Origin of the sequence: Desulfofarcimen acetoxidans DSM 771 (assembly GCF_000024205.1) — a bacterium.
Taxonomy (GTDB): Bacteria; Bacillota; Desulfotomaculia; order Desulfotomaculales; family Desulfofarciminaceae; genus Desulfofarcimen; species Desulfofarcimen acetoxidans.
Window position 1 is genome coordinate 3,247,081 of sequence record NC_013216.1, and the last position, 18,858, is coordinate 3,265,938.

At 42.6% G+C, this 18,858-nt stretch carries 21 protein-coding genes, 1 pseudogene and 1 other annotated feature (1 of these 23 only partly in view); of the genes and pseudogenes, 6 read left to right on the top strand and 16 right to left on the bottom strand.

From position 1 onward, the window contains the following. Positions 1-190, bottom strand: a binding site (T-box leader) (it extends 27 nt beyond the left edge of the window). 89 nt (positions 191-279) lie between these two features. Both DTOX_RS14795 and DTOX_RS14800 read right to left on the bottom strand, forming a co-directional pair. Continuing rightward, positions 280-705: a DUF4342 domain-containing protein gene (locus DTOX_RS14795; RefSeq protein WP_015758493.1), complete on the bottom strand. Its 426-nt coding sequence runs from the start codon at positions 703-705 to the stop codon at positions 280-282. Between the two features lie 64 nt (positions 706-769). Beyond that, a complete protein-coding gene (locus DTOX_RS14800; RefSeq protein WP_015758494.1) occupies positions 770-1,618 on the bottom strand; it encodes a polysaccharide deacetylase family protein in 849 nt (282 codons plus the stop codon). 349 nt (positions 1,619-1,967) lie between these two features. On the opposite strand from DTOX_RS14800, the gene DTOX_RS14805 reads away from it, so the two are divergent. Continuing rightward, positions 1,968-2,381, top strand: a complete 414-nt coding sequence (locus DTOX_RS14805; RefSeq protein ID WP_015758495.1) for a MarR family winged helix-turn-helix transcriptional regulator — start codon at positions 1,968-1,970, stop codon at positions 2,379-2,381. A 29-nt stretch (positions 2,382-2,410) separates the two neighbouring features. Continuing rightward, complete coding sequence (locus tag DTOX_RS14810; RefSeq protein WP_015758496.1) at positions 2,411-3,211, top strand: DUF3786 domain-containing protein; 801 nt, start codon at positions 2,411-2,413, stop codon at positions 3,209-3,211. A 164-nt stretch (positions 3,212-3,375) separates the two neighbouring features. Here the strand turns inward: DTOX_RS14810 and DTOX_RS14815 are convergent, their stop codons facing one another. The 8 genes and pseudogenes from DTOX_RS14815 to DTOX_RS14845 all read right to left on the bottom strand — a co-directional run bounded on the left by DTOX_RS14815 (position 3,376) and on the right by DTOX_RS14845 (position 10,262). Continuing rightward, positions 3,376-3,639 (bottom strand): hypothetical protein, encoded by a 264-nt coding sequence (locus DTOX_RS14815; RefSeq protein ID WP_015758497.1) that lies wholly within the window; start codon positions 3,637-3,639, stop codon positions 3,376-3,378. 301 nt (positions 3,640-3,940) lie between these two features. Next, on the bottom strand, positions 3,941-5,134 hold the full coding sequence (locus tag DTOX_RS14820) for a sensor histidine kinase (protein WP_015758498.1): 1,194 nt from the start codon (positions 5,132-5,134) through the stop codon (positions 3,941-3,943). Then, positions 5,127-5,810 (bottom strand): response regulator transcription factor, encoded by a 684-nt coding sequence (locus tag DTOX_RS14825; protein ID WP_015758499.1) that lies wholly within the window; start codon positions 5,808-5,810, stop codon positions 5,127-5,129. Before DTOX_RS14825 ends, DTOX_RS14820 begins: the two co-directional genes overlap by 8 nt. 242 nt (positions 5,811-6,052) lie before the next feature. After that, positions 6,053-6,514, bottom strand: coding sequence for a DUF4342 domain-containing protein (locus DTOX_RS14830; protein WP_015758500.1), 462 nt, complete (start codon positions 6,512-6,514; stop codon positions 6,053-6,055). Between the two features lie 138 nt (positions 6,515-6,652). After that, positions 6,653-9,088, bottom strand: a complete 2,436-nt coding sequence (locus tag DTOX_RS14835) for a PEP/pyruvate-binding domain-containing protein (protein ID WP_015758501.1) — start codon at positions 9,086-9,088, stop codon at positions 6,653-6,655. A 44-nt stretch (positions 9,089-9,132) separates the two neighbouring features. After that, a complete protein-coding gene (locus tag DTOX_RS24455; RefSeq protein WP_242652444.1) occupies positions 9,133-9,456 on the bottom strand; it encodes a hypothetical protein in 324 nt (107 codons plus the stop codon). A gap of 87 nt (positions 9,457-9,543) precedes the next feature. Next, a pseudogene (locus DTOX_RS25150) lies at positions 9,544-9,747 on the bottom strand (TetR/AcrR family transcriptional regulator); the annotation flags it as partial. Between the two features lie 164 nt (positions 9,748-9,911). Then, complete coding sequence (locus tag DTOX_RS14845; protein ID WP_015758503.1) at positions 9,912-10,262, bottom strand: DUF3795 domain-containing protein; 351 nt, start codon at positions 10,260-10,262, stop codon at positions 9,912-9,914. A 160-nt stretch (positions 10,263-10,422) separates the two neighbouring features. On the opposite strand from DTOX_RS14845, the gene DTOX_RS14850 reads away from it, so the two are divergent. Together DTOX_RS14850 and DTOX_RS14855 are read left to right on the top strand one after the other, a co-directional pair. After that, a complete protein-coding gene (locus DTOX_RS14850) occupies positions 10,423-11,304 on the top strand; it encodes a LysR family transcriptional regulator (protein WP_015758504.1) in 882 nt (293 codons plus the stop codon). An 88-nt stretch (positions 11,305-11,392) separates the two neighbouring features. Further along, positions 11,393-11,944, top strand: a complete 552-nt coding sequence (locus DTOX_RS14855) for a Uma2 family endonuclease (RefSeq protein ID WP_015758505.1) — start codon at positions 11,393-11,395, stop codon at positions 11,942-11,944. A 67-nt stretch (positions 11,945-12,011) separates the two neighbouring features. Here DTOX_RS14855 and recO read toward each other — a convergent pair whose 3' ends face one another. Then, positions 12,012-12,746 (bottom strand): DNA repair protein RecO, encoded by a 735-nt coding sequence (gene recO / locus DTOX_RS14860; RefSeq protein ID WP_015758506.1) that lies wholly within the window; start codon positions 12,744-12,746, stop codon positions 12,012-12,014. A gap of 265 nt (positions 12,747-13,011) precedes the next feature. Between recO and DTOX_RS14865 the strand changes: the two genes are divergently transcribed. Both DTOX_RS14865 and DTOX_RS14870 read left to right on the top strand, forming a co-directional pair. Beyond that, a complete protein-coding gene (locus tag DTOX_RS14865) occupies positions 13,012-13,578 on the top strand; it encodes a UbiX family flavin prenyltransferase (protein WP_015758507.1) in 567 nt (188 codons plus the stop codon). 185 nt (positions 13,579-13,763) lie between these two features. After that, positions 13,764-14,072, top strand: coding sequence for a zinc-ribbon domain containing protein (locus tag DTOX_RS14870; protein ID WP_015758508.1), 309 nt, complete (start codon positions 13,764-13,766; stop codon positions 14,070-14,072). Between the two features lie 69 nt (positions 14,073-14,141). Here DTOX_RS14870 and DTOX_RS14875 read toward each other — a convergent pair whose 3' ends face one another. From DTOX_RS14875 to DTOX_RS14895, 5 genes are all read right to left on the bottom strand, one after another. Further along, complete coding sequence (locus DTOX_RS14875) at positions 14,142-14,579, bottom strand: PPC domain-containing DNA-binding protein (RefSeq protein ID WP_015758509.1); 438 nt, start codon at positions 14,577-14,579, stop codon at positions 14,142-14,144. 36 nt (positions 14,580-14,615) lie between these two features. Next, a complete protein-coding gene (era, locus tag DTOX_RS14880) occupies positions 14,616-15,518 on the bottom strand; it encodes a GTPase Era (RefSeq protein ID WP_015758510.1) in 903 nt (300 codons plus the stop codon). Between the two features lie 61 nt (positions 15,519-15,579). Then, positions 15,580-15,972, bottom strand: a complete 393-nt coding sequence (gene cdd, locus DTOX_RS14885) for a cytidine deaminase (protein ID WP_015758511.1) — start codon at positions 15,970-15,972, stop codon at positions 15,580-15,582. Between the two features lie 276 nt (positions 15,973-16,248). Further along, on the bottom strand, positions 16,249-16,713 hold the full coding sequence (ybeY, locus tag DTOX_RS14890; protein ID WP_015758512.1) for an rRNA maturation RNase YbeY: 465 nt from the start codon (positions 16,711-16,713) through the stop codon (positions 16,249-16,251). Continuing rightward, positions 16,676-18,853, bottom strand: coding sequence for an HD family phosphohydrolase (locus tag DTOX_RS14895; protein WP_015758513.1), 2,178 nt, complete (start codon positions 18,851-18,853; stop codon positions 16,676-16,678). The genes ybeY and DTOX_RS14895 overlap by 38 nt, the downstream gene beginning before the upstream one ends. Between the last annotated feature and the right edge of the window lie 5 nt (positions 18,854-18,858).

Here is an 18,858-nt window from a genome sequence, read left to right on the forward strand (position 1 = left end):
CCACCCTGCTTGGCTGAGGTTTTGAATTCAGCCCTCTTTTCATGGTTGCAGGTTTTACTTGCTTTAGAAAAAATAAAGCTTTCCTCCTGCGGCTCAGGAAGCCCTTTCCCCAAAAAAGCATTGCCGGCTCACACCAACCCGGCTCGCTGAAAACACGAATTCTGGGTACTCTTTCCCTCATTGCCTTTTTATTGACACTTTTTGTTTTTAATTTATCAGATATCTCGTTCTAAGTCAATTATTGTTTATACTATACATGTTATTAACAAAACTTACCTATCAATGAATGTTTTCCATTAACTCATCCTCGGTATCGTCTGCCCGTGGATAATCAATCTCCATGGTATATTTATTGGCTACGGCAGACATTGTACCGACAGCACCTAAGAGAGCCAGTTCACTGCTAAATATTACCCCAATTAAGCCCAGCACTCCCAGCGTGGCAGGTATTTCCATCACGGTTTGCTCATCTTTGATTAATCTGATTTTGGTGTCTTGCCCTTTATTAATCAAACTCTTCAGCTTTGACATTGCATTCTGCCCGCCGATCTGCATCTTCTCAGCTAACCTGCGGTTTTTTTCTTCTATATTTATGAGCGCTTCCACCACATCTCCATTTACATTACCCAGGGCTTCTTGAGCTTCTTTATAGCTGATACCGGTTCTCGCTCTCAAAAGATCTATTTTCTCCAGCTCACTGGTCATAACATCGCCCCTCCTGATAGATAGACTAAGTCTTAAGCCATATTATTACCAGATTGGCCTTTATCTATAATTCTTTAGACTCGCCCGTATAGTCCCATTTATGCAATTCCTCAATAAATTTTTCATGATTATACTTTCCCATTATCCTTATCCGCTTTAAAAGATAGGCATCAGTATTTTGATAGTTTAAGCCCTGCTTAGTGGTGGTGGCTGCACGGTAACCGGCCTCCTTGACCAGTCTAACCATTGACTCATTATACTCGCCATAGGGATAGCAAAAAAACTGAACTTCTCTGCCCAGTTTAGCCTCCAGCACTTTTTTGGAAACCATAATCTCCTGCCTGGCTTCAGCGTCGGAAAGACCGGTCAGGTGAGGGTGGGTTAAGGTATGTGAACCTATGGTTATTCCGGCATTATCTAGGGATATGATTTCAGACCAGTCCATCATTTTATTTTCCGGCTGCAAATGTTTTTTTACATCAAACTCATTGGTTTTACCTATAAGACCGGCAACAACAAATATCGTTGCCGTATAATTATATTTTTTTAAAATAGGATAAGCATACCTGTAATTATCCTGGTAACCATCATCAAAAGTAATAATTACAGGCTTTTTCGGCAGGGCTTTTTTATGCTGGAAACTATCCAGCATATCTCCCAAACTGATTGACCGGTAACCGTTTTTCTTTAAATAATGCATTTGCCAATCAAAGTTTTCCGGAGTGACCCGCAAACCAAACCCCCCTGCACCTGAGTCAGGATTTACTTTGTGGTACATTAATACGGGTACTCCCTTCATAACTTTAATACCGGTTTCGATAGGAATTATATCTGAATGGCAATAGTGCCAAATCGCCCCGCCGGACAGAACCAGCACGGCCAACAGAGCCATCGCCAAAAATCTCTTTTTCAAAACAGTTCTCCCTTCTGCTAATATTATTGCAAACGTTATTACCTTGATTAATTATCTGGTTATTATCTTAATATGATAACAATCTGACAGATCACCCGGCAAGAGTTTAAATCTTTCCCATTTAGTTTTATGAGCTGTTTGCTATTATTATACCATCGTATTTAAGCTGCTGCAGTTAAAATTTATAGCTTCTGCTTAGCCAAACTATCCCGGTACAACCTGACAAAAATTAAGCTTGACCAAACTCGTTAATATGTTTACAATATTGTTAATGTGTTTACATTCAGGATAGGGGGTTAGAAAAATTCAAGAAAAAGAAGACGCTCTGGATCGCTACCTTTCAACGCGCGTGCTCCTTGAACTGACCTCAGCCTGGGATGCTCTGGAAGATGTTCTCTCCATGCACTATGCCCGCTTCAGCCTTTCCTGGCCCAAGTTCAATACTTTGGTTCATCTGTACATGACAGGTGACCGGGGGTTGACTCAATCGGAATTGAGCAAAAAAATGATGGTTTCCAGGGCCAACATCACCGGCCTGATAGAGCGTCTGGAAAAAGAAAACATGGTCATTCGCACGAACGATCCCTCGGATAAAAGGGCCTTTCGAGTCTGCTTGACAAACAGGGCTTTAACACTAATGAACACTTTCCTTCCCATACACAACAATTACGTACATAAAGTAATCTCCTCACTGGATAGAAAAGAAAAGGAAGTATTTGTAAAGTTGCTGGAAAAACTTAAAAAAGGCTTGGAATCACTATAATTCTCTGCTATTAGAAAAGGAGTAATCGCATGAATAAAATTAACAGTCCCTTAGAAATCTACAAGCTGCTGCCCAAATCAAATTGCAAACAATGCCAGATACCAACATGCCTGGCTTTTGCCGGTGCCGTGATCAAAGGTCAAAAAAAACTAAGCGACTGTCCTCACTTGGATAAAGATTTAATTGAGAGGTTTGAAGGAAAAATAGAAAAGCACAAGACACTTGAGGAACAGCAGCGGGAATTCATGGAGACATTAAAAAAAGAAGTCGTCAGGATTGATTTTCCTTCATCAGCAGATAGATTAGGAGCTTCTTTTTCCGCAGATAAGTTAACTATTAAGTGCCTGAATAAGAACTTCAGCGTTGATACCAAAGGCAACATTACATCCGAATGCCATGTAAATTCCTGGATAGCAGTTCCATTACTCAACTATGTTATTATCTGCAAGGGCATGGACATAACTCAGAAATGGGTTCCGCTCAGAGAATTAAAAGACGGGGCGCAGTGGATCCCGCTATTCGAGCAGAGATGTGAAAAACCTTTAAAACAGCTCGCGGACAATCACATGGAGCTTTTCGACGACATGCTGTCTGTTTTCGGGGGTAAACCGGCCGAAGTCAGCTTCGACTCTGATATTTCGCTCATTTTATATCCCTTGCCAAAAGTCCCCATGCTCATCTGTTACTGTCAACCGGAAGAAGATATGGAGTCCAAACTCAATGTTTTTTTTGACTCATCAGCCGACGACAATATAAACATTGAATCACTCTATTACCTTGGGGCAGGATTGGTGAATATGTTTGAAAAAATCGTTTCCAGGCGCAGCTAGGTTAAGCTGATTGACAAAAATGCGTAACACAGCAAGTTACATAGTGTTACGCATTTACTATCTTGGATTAATTATCGAAGCGCCTTGGGGATATAAAAATAAATCTTCCGAATTTTAGAAAAAATAAAGAACAAAATGTTAGGCACTATAGTTTAAAAGATAAATTAACCAGTTATTAAATTTTTGATACGGTAAATATCCCGTTCGTTATGAGTGGTTTTAGTCTGTAGAAAATCTAAATCACTACGTAACAACTTTAACTCGTACATGACCTCTTGATGGTTTGCGTCAACTCTAACCTCAATTGTGCTAACTTTAACCTTCAATTCCTTAACATCTGACCTTAATTCTTCTATGGCAGCATTTGTATTGCCAACTATCCGTATCAACTCGGTCACCATATCTTGTATTTGTTTTAATTCACTCATTATTAATACCCCCTCCGATGCAATATAGATTAACTTTTTAATTAAGAATTGTCAAGACTCATGTTTCGTCTAAAGAGATGAAAGGCCGCCAAAGTTAGCTGCACAAGCAAATCAATAAAGGTTTCTTTAATATTTTATTATAGTTCAGGCAGCCGCCTTACGGTTCAACAGCTAAGTTGACGGGGCTAGAGTGTGGAGGTATCTTGGTATAAGCTTAGAATCAGCAATACTCATTTTGCAGCCACATTACTGCTTAAATAATATTTATCCGGTTAACTACTCTGCCGCTTTCACTGGCCAATTATCGTCCCTGGTTTAAACAAAGCGGCAATTCAATCCGAACAAGCGTCCCTGCATTTAATTCGCTCCAAACATCAATTTTGCCATAATGATTGTCTATAATCCATTTGGCAATGGCAAGTCCCAGGCCTGTGCCTCCGCTGGACTTATTTCTTGATTTATCAGCCCGATAAAACCGGTTAAAAATATAAGGGAGATCTTCCTGAGAAATCCCAATTCCTGTATCTTCAATACTAATAAATGCTCTTTTGTTTTTAATGTATGAATTCAGCTTAATAGTACCACCGGCAGGGGTGAATTTGATACTGTTGTCTATAAAAATTCTCATAGCTTCTTTAATTAGTTTTGGGTCCGCGTGAATGATAAATTGTTCATTTTGATCATTTATAATGTTGTGGCTTTTATCAATTAATTTTGTTTCTTTTAAAATCTCATTAACAACCTCATTCAGTGCAAAATCTGACATCTCAACTCTCTGAGTATTTTTATCTCCTCTAGCAAGAAATAAAAGCTTTTCAACCAGGGATTTCATACTTTCGGCTTCACCCTTAATTGCCGAGATAGACTCTTCAAGTACCTGTGAATCATCTTTTCCCCAACGATCAAGAAGATCGGCGTAACCTTGAATAACTGCAATCGGTGTCCTCAGTTCATGGGAAGCATCAGAAACAAACTGGTTTTGCTGTTCTACAGATTTTTGAATTCTATTAAGCATATCATTAAATGTTTTAGCCAGGTCTTTCAACTCGTCCTTTGAGCCGCTGACGTCAAGCCTTTTATCCAGCACATTAATGGATATTTCTTTCACTGTGCTTGTCATGACTTTTATGGGTGCCAGGAGTTTTCTGCTAGCCTTAGATCCGAAAAAAATTATGGAAATTAAACCAACGATATTAAAAATACCCAAGATAGCTCCCAGAAGAAGTAAATAGTTTTCAGGCGTATTATTATTTTGTATATAGTACCTGAAGCTAACCATTATTCCAGCGCTCATCAGGCAAAAAATCAATAAAAACAACAATGCATAAGTTATAGTAATTTTAAAGGTAATGGAGAAACGCAGTTTGTCCATTATTATTTGGTAAACACGGTACAGTAAACGGGAAATAACTTTAAAAGCAACTGATAATACAATTCTGAGTGCTTTTATTACCTTGAATATAATTTTCAAGATAAGAATAATTTTATTACCCATTTTTCAGCTGATATCCCACCCCTCGGACGGTGTGAATAAATTTTTGATGATAACGGTCGTCAATTTTAATTCTGAGATAACGGACATAGACATCCACAATGTTAGTATCACCGGCATAATTATATCCCCATACTTTTTCCAGAATCGTATCCCTGGTAAGTACAATTTCATTATTAACCATCAAAAGTTTCAACAAATCAAATTCCTTTTTTGTTAAATCTATTGGTTCATTATTAAAACTGACAGTATATTTATACAAATCAAGTTTAAGGTTTCCGATCTGAATAACATCGGACTTTTCATGCTGTACCCTTTTATGTTTAAACGCTACCCGAATCCTGGCCAGAAGCTCCTCAATGGCAAAAGGTTTGGTCAAATAATCATCAGCACCAAAATCCAACCCCATGACTTTGTCCATAACATCATCTTTGGCAGTGAGCATAATAACCGGAATCTCGGAAACTTGCCTCAAACGTCTCAATATTTCCATCCCATTCAGTGAAGGAAGCATCACATCAAGAATGATTAAATCATGATTGCCATGCAAAGCCTTTTCCAGACCGGCTCTTCCGTCCTTTTCCTTCTCTACAATGTATCCTTCATGCTCCAGCTCCAATTGGATAAATCTAGATATTTTCACCTCATCTTCTATGATTAGGATTTTTTTATCACACATAATGTACCCCCTGAAAGTTTAATACATTTTCTATAAATTATAATTCATGAAAACAGGAATTATATACAGATAAAATAAAACCTGCAGGAAAAATACCGGCAGGTTTTATTGAAGTATAAATTTATGTTGCATAAGCTAGGTTAGTACCGCATAATTCCCGACGGGATTAATAAAACTTTTATTTTCAGGATAGCACAAATGCCTATGACTGCCTCGAAAGACGCTTAAGGCAACTTTCTTGTTTATGCTTTTTTTATTTCTTGAGCTACTTTGCTGGCAAAATTACTTACCGTATGGGAGATATTCTCGATATTTTTGTTGATACCGCATTCTTCCCCGCTGCTTTTATGGAACCTGATTTTGCAGCCCATAAACAGAGCAAAGATCAGCGTTGCCACGGAAATCGGCATTGCAACGACGGCTAATATCAGTGCAATTGTCAAGGGAATATCAAGTTTTGTTTTTTCATCGTGGGAAATAGTGAAACTGATTCTATTTAACTTTCCTACGATTCTCTTAGTCTTCTGAAAAAAAGATGAGTGTCCGCAACATTCTATTTCCGGCTTTAATTTATTCTCCTCCTCCAGGAATGCCAGAGCCTCGACAATATTTCCCCCGCATTTTTCCAGGGCCTCTTTTGCTTCTTTGTAGCCTACATTTGCTCTTTTTCTCAATAGATCAATTTGTTCCAAGTTAATTTCCATGCTAATGCCCCCGTTCTTAGTTTATATTTATATCATATATCACAAGAGTTAGAGGGACATTAATCAAAAATTAGAATTTGATTAGAAATTAGTTGGTGGCAGTACATAGGAACAAATTGATTAAGTAATGACCGACATTCAATAATCATCGTAACCTCCAGCTCTATCCAAGACCATCACAACACCTTTCCCACCGTCGACAAGCACGCGGTCACCGGTGTTCAAACGCATAGTTGCATTGCCGCAGCCCACAACTGCAGGAATGCCTAACTCACGGGCAACGATGGCAGCATGCGAGAGCGGCGCTCCCACATCGGTAACAATTGCTGCAACGCGAGGAAAAAGCGGTGTCCAGGCAATGTCTGTCTGAGGGGTAACCAAGATCTCACCTTTTTGAAGTTGATCTCCTTCCCCCGGGCGTTTCAAGCATCGAACCACTCCCTCGACTCGACCCGCCGAACCTGCCGAACCGGTTATGGTGCCACATTTCGCATCGTTAGCATCATATATGGCACCGGAGTTAGGGAGGTATGCATCATAGATGTCATTGCGCCGGTTGGGATCTGCTCCCCATCGGAACGGATCGAAACAACCACGAATAATCGGAGGGTATGCAGGCAAAGCCAGGTACTTTCTGTAAGTTTCCTTCCTCGCAGGGATATACTTCACTGCGGTTTCGTCACCTGACAGGAGATCCAGCACCTCTTTGATGGTTAAGAAGAAGATGTCGTCCCCCAAACCTGTCAATTGCCCGGCGCGGAGAGCGAAAGTGCGCGCAACCCAACGATCGCGTACGTATTCAGAACGAACAGCTTCACGCAAGCGAGCTCGTAAAGCTACCTGATCAATACGACGCCGCATTGATCGTGCCTTCAGTGGTTGGCTCGTCTGAAAATGATTCCAGGCTTCAATAAAATCGTTGCCTTTTTTTAACAGCAAAGCTTCTACATCCGCCGGAGATTTCCTGAACTGCACCAACTGCTCATCCAGCCAACATGAATCCTCTGCAGGGCGAGGGACAGACAGTTCAAACTCATCCGGTCCCCGGTGGCCATACTGAGCCATATACTCGGCGCGATCCATCTCCCCGCAAGCAACCCTGGCTATTCCCAGGACAGGTCCAAGACTTGCTAACAAACCTGAGCCAACTTTCAAGTCTAAGCTGCTGCTCAGGCTCAATATGAGTGTATTCGCGTCACCTGGTCCAACCATACCGGTCAGATCACGCCGCAACTTTATTATATGGTCTATGAAACGGGAAGCGCTGCCCATTACTCTCCAAACACCTCCCATCAGGTGAGGTTCAATCTCATTGTGCCATAAGGAATTCAGTTCATCCTTCTTCTTCAACTCCCTGATCTGTTCTCTCACCCTCCCACACCATGCCGGATTCATAGCAAGATACCGGGGCAATTCTTTAATCGCTTTATTCTGTTTCATTTGCATTTTTACGAAGTTGATAAGAATAGGTACAACGGACCACTTGGGCAGTGGTATCACCGGAATCTCCATTCCCTCCGGAATTCGTGTGTACAATGTATCCTCCAGAAACAATAGAGTTTCTTTTTTACTCCTTCCCAAAACACGCAAAACCGAAGCAAAAAGGCTTATGTTAAGATATATCCGGCCGCCAATATTGCCGGAAGCTTGATATCCGGGCAGGAGATTCCACGATCCAAATATGCGCTGTTGAACAGTCCATGAGAGAGGTGTCATCACATTGGGCACTGCTTCACCGAAATTAACGTTTGACCACAAGAAATCACCGGTTGCAGTCTCGTTCCACTCGCCGGTTGCCGGATTGTATCCGATCAGCGTAGTGATTGGACGGGACTGCAGCACCCATAGCTTACCGTCGACAATCGCCCACTCAATGTCCTGCGGGCAGCCCAATTCCTTCTCCAGACGTCTGCCCAGTTTATAAAGCTTACCGGCAAATCGTTTCAGTTCCGGCGTCCCGTTGTAACCGATTCTACGCCAAATGCGATTTGATCGCCCCAATGTGAACGTGAAAGGCTTGGCTTGACCGGACACCAATTCTTCACCCAGCCCAAGGATAAAGTTGCCTGTCATTTCATTGCGGTTGCCGGTAATCGGATCCTCTGTAAACAGAACTCCTGAAATATCCGCCCGGGCCAATCGCTGGACGACAACAGCCATGTCGTGGGTCATGTTGATGCCTTTCGCCTCGTTGTAAGCCCGCACCCCCTCGCTATGCCGTGACCGGCGCACGGTTTGAATCGCCTTCCGAACTTCATTATCATCGCAAACATCCAGCACCGTTTGAAACTGGCCGGCAAAGGAAGCTATGGATGAATCCTCGCATAGCGCAGATGAACGGACAGCAAAGGAAATCCCATCGTCGTCCTTGCGCATCTGTTCAAGGCAAGACTGGACCTGCGCCCATGCTGCCGGCACTAACTCGTCGTTTTCAAAGGCCACGGGCAAAATGATAAAGCCGCAGGGCACAGGATAGCCACTCTGATAAAGGTGAGCAAGGGTTCCAGCTTTACCTCCGGCAAAATAACCTTGATCGGTCTTTAATTCACCGAAAAAATAAACTAGCCGTTCCATAACAAACCCCCTTTACAATCATATCGTATAATCTGTAGTCCGCTTTACTCTTCATTGCGCAGTGTCAAATCACGAATTAACGCCTGCAGCGCCCAGGTCAGCGCGCCGGCCGTCGCTTCAGCGCTTAGCCCAAACCGCTGTCTGAGGGTAGCCCAGGTTAGAGAACTGTGAAGATGACAGATTATCGCGGCGGCCTGGCCGGCAACTTCCGGAGACAAATGGGGAGCACTTTCCTCAACCATCTGCTGGTATTTCCGGTCTCGATGGTGCCTGCTTGGTGGCTGAACATTACTCGCCGCCAATGCCATCGTAAAAGCATGCAGGATAGTCGCATTTTCCTCAAATACCGCTACTGTCCTCTCAGCCACTGCCGGAATCTCGTTCAGTGAGAGCGAGGTTAAAGAAATACTCTGCCCAAGGATCTTCGCGGCTGATTCATAAAGAGACTCCAGAAGTGACTCCCGTGTCGGGAAATGCCGATAAACCGAACCATAGGATATACCGGCACGGTCTGCCACATCCTTCACGCTGAAGCTAAGAATGCGTCCTTCACTAATAATTGCTGCCATCGACTCCACTATACGCTCCCTGGTATTCTCTTGCTGTTGACGCCGCAGGGGGCTAGTGTAGGAACGACGGTTTAATTTTTCTTCTGTCATAAGGTTTTGCACCTGCCTCTAAATTAGATATAGATATTCTATATTTAATTATGCAATACTATCGCAAAATGTCAACAGGGAAAATAAAAAATCTGAGTACGAACCCAGATTTTTGCGTAACATCTATTCAACTTTTCATGTAATCCCTGTGCAGTATTATTTTTTTAATACAACATCTCTTTTTTCAGAGCATCAAAGCAATCTTTTGCATACGATGAAAACTCATGGAATTTGATCAGTTTTTCACACTGCTTTTCATCGCAAAGAACACAGTTTTTCAGGCCCTTCTTACTACAACAATGTCTGATTTCACAAGCCCGGCAAAAGCCAAGCAGTCTCCCTCCCACTGGCAAACATCCGTCGCAATTGATTTCCCCGGGTTTCAGGTTAAATCCATACTTCTCAGCATACATGCCCGCAGTCTTTTCTCTGGCAACATCATCATCGTTTTGCGTAGCCAGATAGGCTGGACAGTCAGAGCAGATAAGCCCGCAATAGGCAATCATTCCAGACATGAAATATTCTCCTTTCCAATGTGTTTATTAAATTTAGCATAAAATTGAATAGCATTTATTGGTTGATTTATTGTATCATGGAGTTGAATTTGTTAGAGACGAAACTACTGATAACACTAATCACTTTTTTAAATAGGATTAATACAAGAGGGTCAAGAAAATGGAAATACGGCAATTAAAAGCTTTTGTCACGGTAGCAAAACAGCATAGTTTTACCCGGGCAGCGGAATTGCTTGACTATGCTCAATCCAGCATAACAGCACAGGTCAGCGCCCTGGAAAATAAATTAAATACAAAGCTTTTTGAAAGGCTTGGGCGACAAGTCACATTAACCCAAAATGGGGAAAAGCTGCTGCCCTATGCCGAAAAAATTCTTAAACTGAACTCTGAGGCAATAGAATTGGTCTCGAGTTCGCCAGTTCCAAGGGGATCATTATCCGTGGGGGCAATGGAAACCTCTTGCATCTATCGCTTGCCAAAGTTGCTCCAGGAGTACCGCAAGCTTTTCCCGAATGTCGATCTCACCCTGGTGAACGGCTATCCGGAAGAACTGATTCACAGTCTCAAGGAGAATAAAATTGATGTGGCATTTTTTACGGGACAGGAAATTACCAATCCTGACCTGGTATCTGAAACCCTGCTGGATGAACCCATAGTTCTGGTATCAGCTGCCGGACACCCTCTGAGTAAAAAGGCTCCCGTCATAACCCTTGACCTTCAGGGAGAAACGATAGTCCTATGCAGCTGTTGTTACCGGGCCACTTTGAGAAAAATTTTTGAAAACAAAGGCATACAGGTGGGTTCTATTTTGAAATTTGCTAACATTGAGGTCAGAAAAAGATGTGTTATTAACGGCCTGGGCATCACCATACTGCCCCGCGTAACAGTAGAAGCGGAACTAAATCAGGGAACACTGGTGGACCTTGGCTGGAACAGCTCGGATTTCAACATCATTACTCAGGTTGCTTACCACAAGGATAAGTGGGTCTCGCCTGTTCTTCGGTCCTTCCTGGAATTAGCCCATGAAATTATTGTTGGATAACTATTGGGGGGATACCTGATGACTTTGCCTGAGCCTTGACATTGTTCGCTCAAAAAGGTAGTCTTTAGGTATACGAGGAGGGTTGTTTATGCAAATTGAACCAACTGAAAAGTTGTATACTTATGAAGATTATTTAAAAATTGACGACGATAACCGTTACGAGCTAATCGGGGGTAGGTTGATTATGGTTCCTTCTCCAAAATCAATACATCAAATAATTAATACTGAATTAGTGGCAACCCTACGAGACTACGTACGAAAAAATAAATTGGGCAGGGTTATTACGGCTCCTCTAGATGTTTTTTTATCAGAAAAAGAAAAACCGCAGCCGGATATTTTATTTATTTCAAAAGATAGGTTAGACATTATTACTGAAAATAACATCCAAGGCGCACCGGATTTAGTAGTTGAAATATTATCACCGTCCACAGGCAAATATGATAAAGTTGAAAAAAGTAAAATGTATTACAGACATGGAGTAAAGGAATATTGGATAGTTGACCCTGTTTATAAAGTTATTGAAATTTTTGTGTCCGGCGAAAAAAACTGGATTTTATTTCAATCCTATGATGAAGAGGATACATTAACATCTCCCCTGTTAAACGGTTTAGAAATACAACTAAAGGACATTTTTGAGTAATACACCTAATTGCTGGGTGTCTCTTATTTTTCACAACAGAAATGGCTGCTACTAAATTTATAATGCCTCACATATCCAAAAACCTGGCCGATTTTACCCGGTACTCCAGGTGATAATCTACATAACTACGTAAAATTTTCTTAAGCTGCCGCCGGACACCTTGGTCAGCCTTTAAACGCACTAACTGTGAAGGCTCCCAGGCCAGAAGTTTCTTCATAGTTTCCAGCGTCCCCCTATTCAGACATAAAGCCCGTGCATCTTGTTCAAGACAGCTCTGACAGAGTACACCGCCCATTGCCGGGCTAAACCTTATCTCACCGCTGCTCAAGGGTTCCCGGCAATGAACACAGGATTCCCAATGAGGCCGAAAGCCAAATACAGTTAGCAGCTTGATTTCAAAAGCCCTGGTTAGCAGTTCGGCATCAAGGGGATTCAACAAATGGAATATAGAAACCAGAAGCAAAAAAACATACTCATTAGGATCACCCTCGACAGAAAATGCCTCCACCAGTTCCACCAGATAACTGGCGCAGCTCAGCAGCTCAAAATTACTGCGCAGGTGAGCAAATATCTCCACCCCGTCGCACTGGCTAACAGAATCCAGCTGCCTGCCTTTGTGCAGTAAGAAATTTGTATGACAAAATGGCTGCACTGAGCCCCTCTTGCGACTGGACGGCTTACTGACCCCATGAGCCGCCACGGTTATTTTACCATGCTGCCTGGAGTAGAGGACTAATAATTTATCGGCCTCCCGCAGTTCACGGGTTCGTAAGACCACTGCTTCAGCTTTGTACAGCTTCATCTTTTTCTTTGCCCCCGGTTTAAAATAATTCTATTAAGATTATTCCATAATAATTCTCTGTAATATGATACAATAATAACAGCAGCACAGCAAGAAAGTCACCTTAAACGGCTTTCGCGCAGCCGCAGGCACTCGTACTCAACGAAAATTAAGCAGTATGACCTTGCTTATGCAACATAAATTTGTACTTCATGGAACCATGACTTATCCACAGATCTGTCATAAGCACAATTTCATGGAGCATAAAAAATAAAGGATGAATCAAATGCGTATAGTTGTGGGGATTACCGGAGCCTCCGGCGCTATTTACGGTATAAAACTACTTCAGCAATTGAAAAATATGAAAATAGAAACTCACTTAATTCTCAGCAAGTGGGCCAGGCGTACCATAGAACTGGAAACAGAACATACTCCGGACAGCTTAAGCCAACTGGCCGATTGCTGTTATGAAGCAGATGACCAGGCTGCACCGGTTTCCAGCGGTTCCTTTCTTCACCAGGGCATGGTCATAGTTCCTTGCAGTATGAAAACTTTATCAGCCGTTGCACACGGTTACACGGACAACCTGATCAGCAGAGCGGCCGATGTAACCATTAAGGAAAACAGGAAGTTAATTCTTGTACCCAGAGAATCACCTCTAAGTTCCATTCATCTGGAAAACATGCTCAAACTGGCCTCCCTGGGAGTAACAGTCATGCCTCCCATGCCGGCCTTTTATCATAAACCCAAAACCATTGAGGAACTTGTACTTCACACTATAGGACGCATACTGGATCACCTGGCTATTGATCATGATATCAGCCATAGATGGACAGGCTTATCTCATAAATAAAACTTTATGTATTTTTTCAATTTTATTGTTTTACATTTTGCCGAAAAAAGAGTAAAATAAATCAATAGCTCAAGTAAAAGGTCTAGTGAGGTCCGGTTCATTTATCCTTCTCAACTGCCAATGGTAAGAGAGATAAGTGAATTCTCTGGAACCAGTTTGGGCAAACAATTTTGAGGAGGATTACCATGTATCAAGACAAAACTTTAACTTGCCGTGATTGCGGCGCAGATTTTATCTTTTCAGCTTCTGAGCAAGAGTTTTATAATGACAAAGGATTTACCAATGAACCCGGCCGTTGCCCCCAGTGCAGATTAGCCCGCAAGCAAAGAAATAACGGTGGTGGCTTTAATCGCGGTTCCAGTGATCGTCAGCCGCGTGAAATGTTTTCCGCAGTTTGTGCAGAATGTGGCGCTGAAACAGAAGTTCCGTTTCGCCCCAGCGGTAATCGTCCCGTATACTGCCGCGACTGCTTTAGAAAAAACAGCCGTTACTAAGCTATTAAAGTCCTCCGCTTTGCAGCGGAGGACTTCTTATTATATTTAATATTCAAATAATTATCGACCTTATCCTAACATCATAACCTTCATGCCCAAAGCCGGATCTATGCCTCTCATAGCATTAATCCCGGTAAACTCCATAATAATAATTTCGACAACTAAATATACCTCAGTATCCTTCCTGACACAGCCGGCAAGTGCAGATTCTCCCTTACCAAATACGCTGTGCAGGTGCACCACCGGTTCATTCCCGTCATGAAAAATAGTCCCCAGCCCAACAATTTCCCTGCCGTCGGCAAAGCTCACCCATTCTACTTCCGGAGGAACGGTAAGTGCTCTAGGACCGGTCACCAGTGCCGCGCTCTTCAAGGCCCCAATCATATACATGCCGGCTGACTCAATATTCTCCCGCACAGCCAATTTTTTAAGTTCTTCCAAGAGGTCATCGCCATGCTCCATTTTAACCGCAAAAACCCGGCCTATATTTCCCTTTTGATATTTCATATCAGGACAACCCCCTTCATATATAAGACAGCACTATTACATATCTTTATACCCGAAAGCTTTTAAGTATGACTCTTTATTGCGCCAGTCCTCACGCACCTTAACTCTGATATCCAGAAAAATTTTAGAACCCAAAAGCTTTTCTATTTCCTGACGGGCCAACTGGCCGATATTTTTAAGCATCTGACCTTTTTTACCGATTATAATGCCTTTCTGTGAATCTCTTTCGACATAAATAAGCGCACCCACATATAGTGTATTGTTAGGCCGTTCCTCTAACTGTTCAACTATGACAGCCACGGAGTGAGGAATTTCCTGACTGGTCAAGTGCAGTATTTTCTCCCTGATTAGCTCCGCCATAATGAATTGTTCCGGCTTATCAGTAAGCATGTCGTCAGGATAGTATTTAGGACCGGGCGGCAGACAACCTGCGATTAACCTTTCCAACCTGTCTACGTTGTCCCCGTTCAGCGCGGACACGGGAATCACTTCTTGAAATTTATACTTGCTATGCAACTCATCAATCAGAGGTAAAAGCTGCTCCTTGGGGACCAGATCAACCTTATTTATGACTAAAAATACCGGAGTCTTAATCTTGGCTAAATGCTCCAAAATATACCGGTCGCCGGCACCGCAAAAGGAATTTGCTTCAACCAAAAATAAAATTAAATCCACTTCCCCAAAAGTGCTCAGGGAAGTATCCACCAGATGCTGGCCCAGCTTATGTTTAGGTTTATGAATACCAGGTGTATCTAAAAAAATTACCTGGTAATTGTCTCTGGTCAAAACACAGTAAATCTTATGCCTTGTAGTCTGAGGCTTATCGGACATGATGGCTATTTTCCGGCCTATCATGCGATTCATTAAAGTGGATTTCCCTACATTAGGACGCCCTATTATGGCTACAAATCCGGATCTGAATTGCTCTTTGCTCTCCATTGCTTCACCTCATATAATGATTAGGCCATGCGTAAGACAGTACGGGTAAATGATCACAACACTATAATTTACAAAAAGAATTTGGCAACAATTCGGCCGCTGTATACATTATGTATTCACCACGCAAGTTAACCAAATATACCTCCATATCAGGCCCGAATTCAACCAGCACCTGGCGGCAGGCACCACAGGGACTGCAGCAGTCCTCAGTACCGGCTATAATAGCAATGGCTTTAAAAACACGCTGCCCGGCAGCAACTGCATTAGCTATGGCAGCCCGCTCAGCACATATAGTTAAACCGTAGGAAATATTCTCCACATTGCAACCGGTATAAATTTGCCCGTCCCCGGCCAGCAAGGCGGCCCCTACTCCAAATCCGGAGTAAGGAGCATAAGCATTTTCTCTAACTTTACGGGCAGCAGCAATTAACTCCTGTATTTTAGAAGTTTCCATATATTATAACACCCCGGGCATAGTTATTACACATATTGTAAATTCAATACTTCTAAAACGTCTTTAATAATAGCATAAAAATATGGCCAGAGGATTAATATCCAATAACCAGCGCGTTTAATGCAGCAAGCAAAACAACCCCACTGCTACGTCTTTTGCAATTTTAATCTCGACATGAAATTCTTTGGCAATAAAGCCCCCGGCAACCTGTCCAACATAAGCTTAAACCTGACCACCCACGGTTCCCAAACCCACCTGGCAGTTCCTTTATCAATACTACCGTCTTGGCAAATCCATCCTTGACATAGCTTCTTCTTCCTTAGATCTCATAATAACCCTGTCCTCCTCTTCGATATGATCATAAGCAAGAAGATGCAAAACACCGTGCACTGTGAGAAAGGCTGCTTCACGCTCAAAACTATGCCCGTATTCCTCAGCCTGCCGCTCTGCTGTTTCCAGTGAGATAATTACATCTCCCAGAAGTTCTTCCGCCTCCTCTGCTGCTTGCAGCTGTTCACCTTCGTTTTGGGCAAAGGAGAGCACGTCGGTCGGCCTGTCAACACCACGGTAATCACGGTTTAACTCGTGAATGTACCGGTCATCCGTTAAAACCAGACTTACCTCTCCCTGTCCGGTATATCCGGCAACCTGCATAGCAGTTTCCGCCGCCTTTTCCAGCAGATCCAGCAGGCCGTCAGTGATTTTAAACTTTTCCTGTAAGTTGTTTAGGAACACTGTCACGTTTTGCCTTTCTCCTCTCCATTTCCTTACTCATGTCAGGATACTCAATACGGGTATGGAAAATACCTGACAATACCCGGCTAAAGGCATTTGCTATAATATCCAAATCCTTTAGAGTTAAATCACACTCATCCAGCTGACCGTCCATAAGTTTATCCTTAATAATTTTTCTAACCAAGCCTTCAATCTTGCCCGGTGTTCTGTTTTGCAAAGCCCTTACCGCCGCCTCAACCGAATCCGAAAGCATAACTATAGCAGCCTCTTTAGTCTGAGGTTTTTTACTCTCATAACGATAATCTTCTTCATTAACAGATTCAGTCTTATCATTTTCCAGCGCCTTATTATAAAAATAAGTAATCAGCGTGGTCCCGTGATGCTGTTCAATGATATCGACAATACCTTTAGGCAATTTATTCTCCCTGGCCAATTCCACACCATCTTTGACATGAGAAGTAAGTATAAGCGTACTCAAACTGGGGGCGATCTTTTCATGAGGATTTTCGCCACCCAACTGGTTTTCTATGAAAAAACATGGCCGCTTAATCTTTCCTATATCATGATAATAGGCACCTACCCTGACCATCAGAGAATCACCGCCCACCGCGTCAGCTGCCGATTCAGCCAGGTTGCCCACTAAAATACTGTGATGATAAGTTCCGGGAGCCTCTGTCAACAGTTTTTTCAACAGAACATTGTTAGGATTGGAGAGCTCCAGCAGCCTTACAGCAGAGGTTATGCCAAAAGTACTCTCCAGATAAGGCAATGCCCCGTTAGTCAGCACTGAACACAGAATACCGTTAATTAAGCCTAAAATAAGACTCGAGCTTACCACCAGACCAAAAGGCGTCTCAGACATCAAGCCAACAGTAAAAATTGCCAGTATATTAGCCAGGCTGGTATACATACCGGACCGCACCAAATCACCCCGCTGGCTAAGCTTGGAAACACTGTAAACGCCGGTTATACCTCCCAGCATGCCTACCAGGCCAAAACGAATCTGCCCACCGGTCATAATAGCCAAAAACAGGCTCATCACTGCCACCACTAACACCGCCAGGCGGGAATCCAGCAAAATAGCGATCAACATACCGGCAGAGGCCAGAGGCGCCATATAACCTAAAAGCGCTCCTAATTCCGGCCACTGAGTTATATTTATCGATATTATACCTTTACTGACAGCCAGCACTACTACTACTATAATACCAATTAAATAAAGATGACCGGGATTTTTATAAATTTCTCTGTTTTGCTGGTAAAGATAAAACATCACCACAGTAAACATCAAACCAACCAAAAATGCAGTCCCCAAAACTACAGTATAGGGTACAGACTGTCTGGAATAACCAAGTGCCTCCAGCTTAGCCATGTGCTGGTCGGTAACAATCTCACCTTCCCCGATAATCTTTTCTCCTTCTTTTACTCCTATGATAATCGGAGATACAGACTCTATGGCAGCTCTTTTTAAGCGCTGAGTTTCTTCAGTATTAACAAAGGCATTTGGTCTCATATACTTGTTTATGATTTCTCTGGCTAAAACTTGATAAGGCTTAGACAGCTTAAGATTATCTACGTCACTGGAGAGCTTAGTCTTTACCGTTTCCAGATTATCCTGAGTCACCTGCTCAGGCTCCTCCATGACATCGCTGACCAGACTGTTTAAACCGCTCTCCAGTCTGGTTAAACTTTCCGGCTCCGATTGAGCCAACACGGCCAGGTTCTCATCCGATAAAACAAAAGGCAAAGTGTTTTTTATACGTTTAATTTTTTCCTCTTCATTTAATGAACCGTTAGCCAAAATAATTTTCAGAGCTGCCAGCAAACTGCTTATATCCCTCTGCACAGCTGTAATTATCTGAGGATCACGCATATATTGATTGGGTACTGACTCAACAGCTCTTCGCCTGGCTTCTTCAGTTTTTATCCTGTCTTCAAAAGTTATGCTGCGAGACGCCTTAATAGTCAGCGGTGATACCTGGCCTACCTGCATATTCAGACGGTGTGGGAATACATCCACCGATATAATAAAAGTTAACGCAACCAGAAACAATATAGCAGCTAAGCTCCTGCGCACCTTACGCTGCTTCATCAAGAAAGACAACCAACCAGCCAATTTAGATCTAAATTTTCTTAGAGGAAGCATCTATT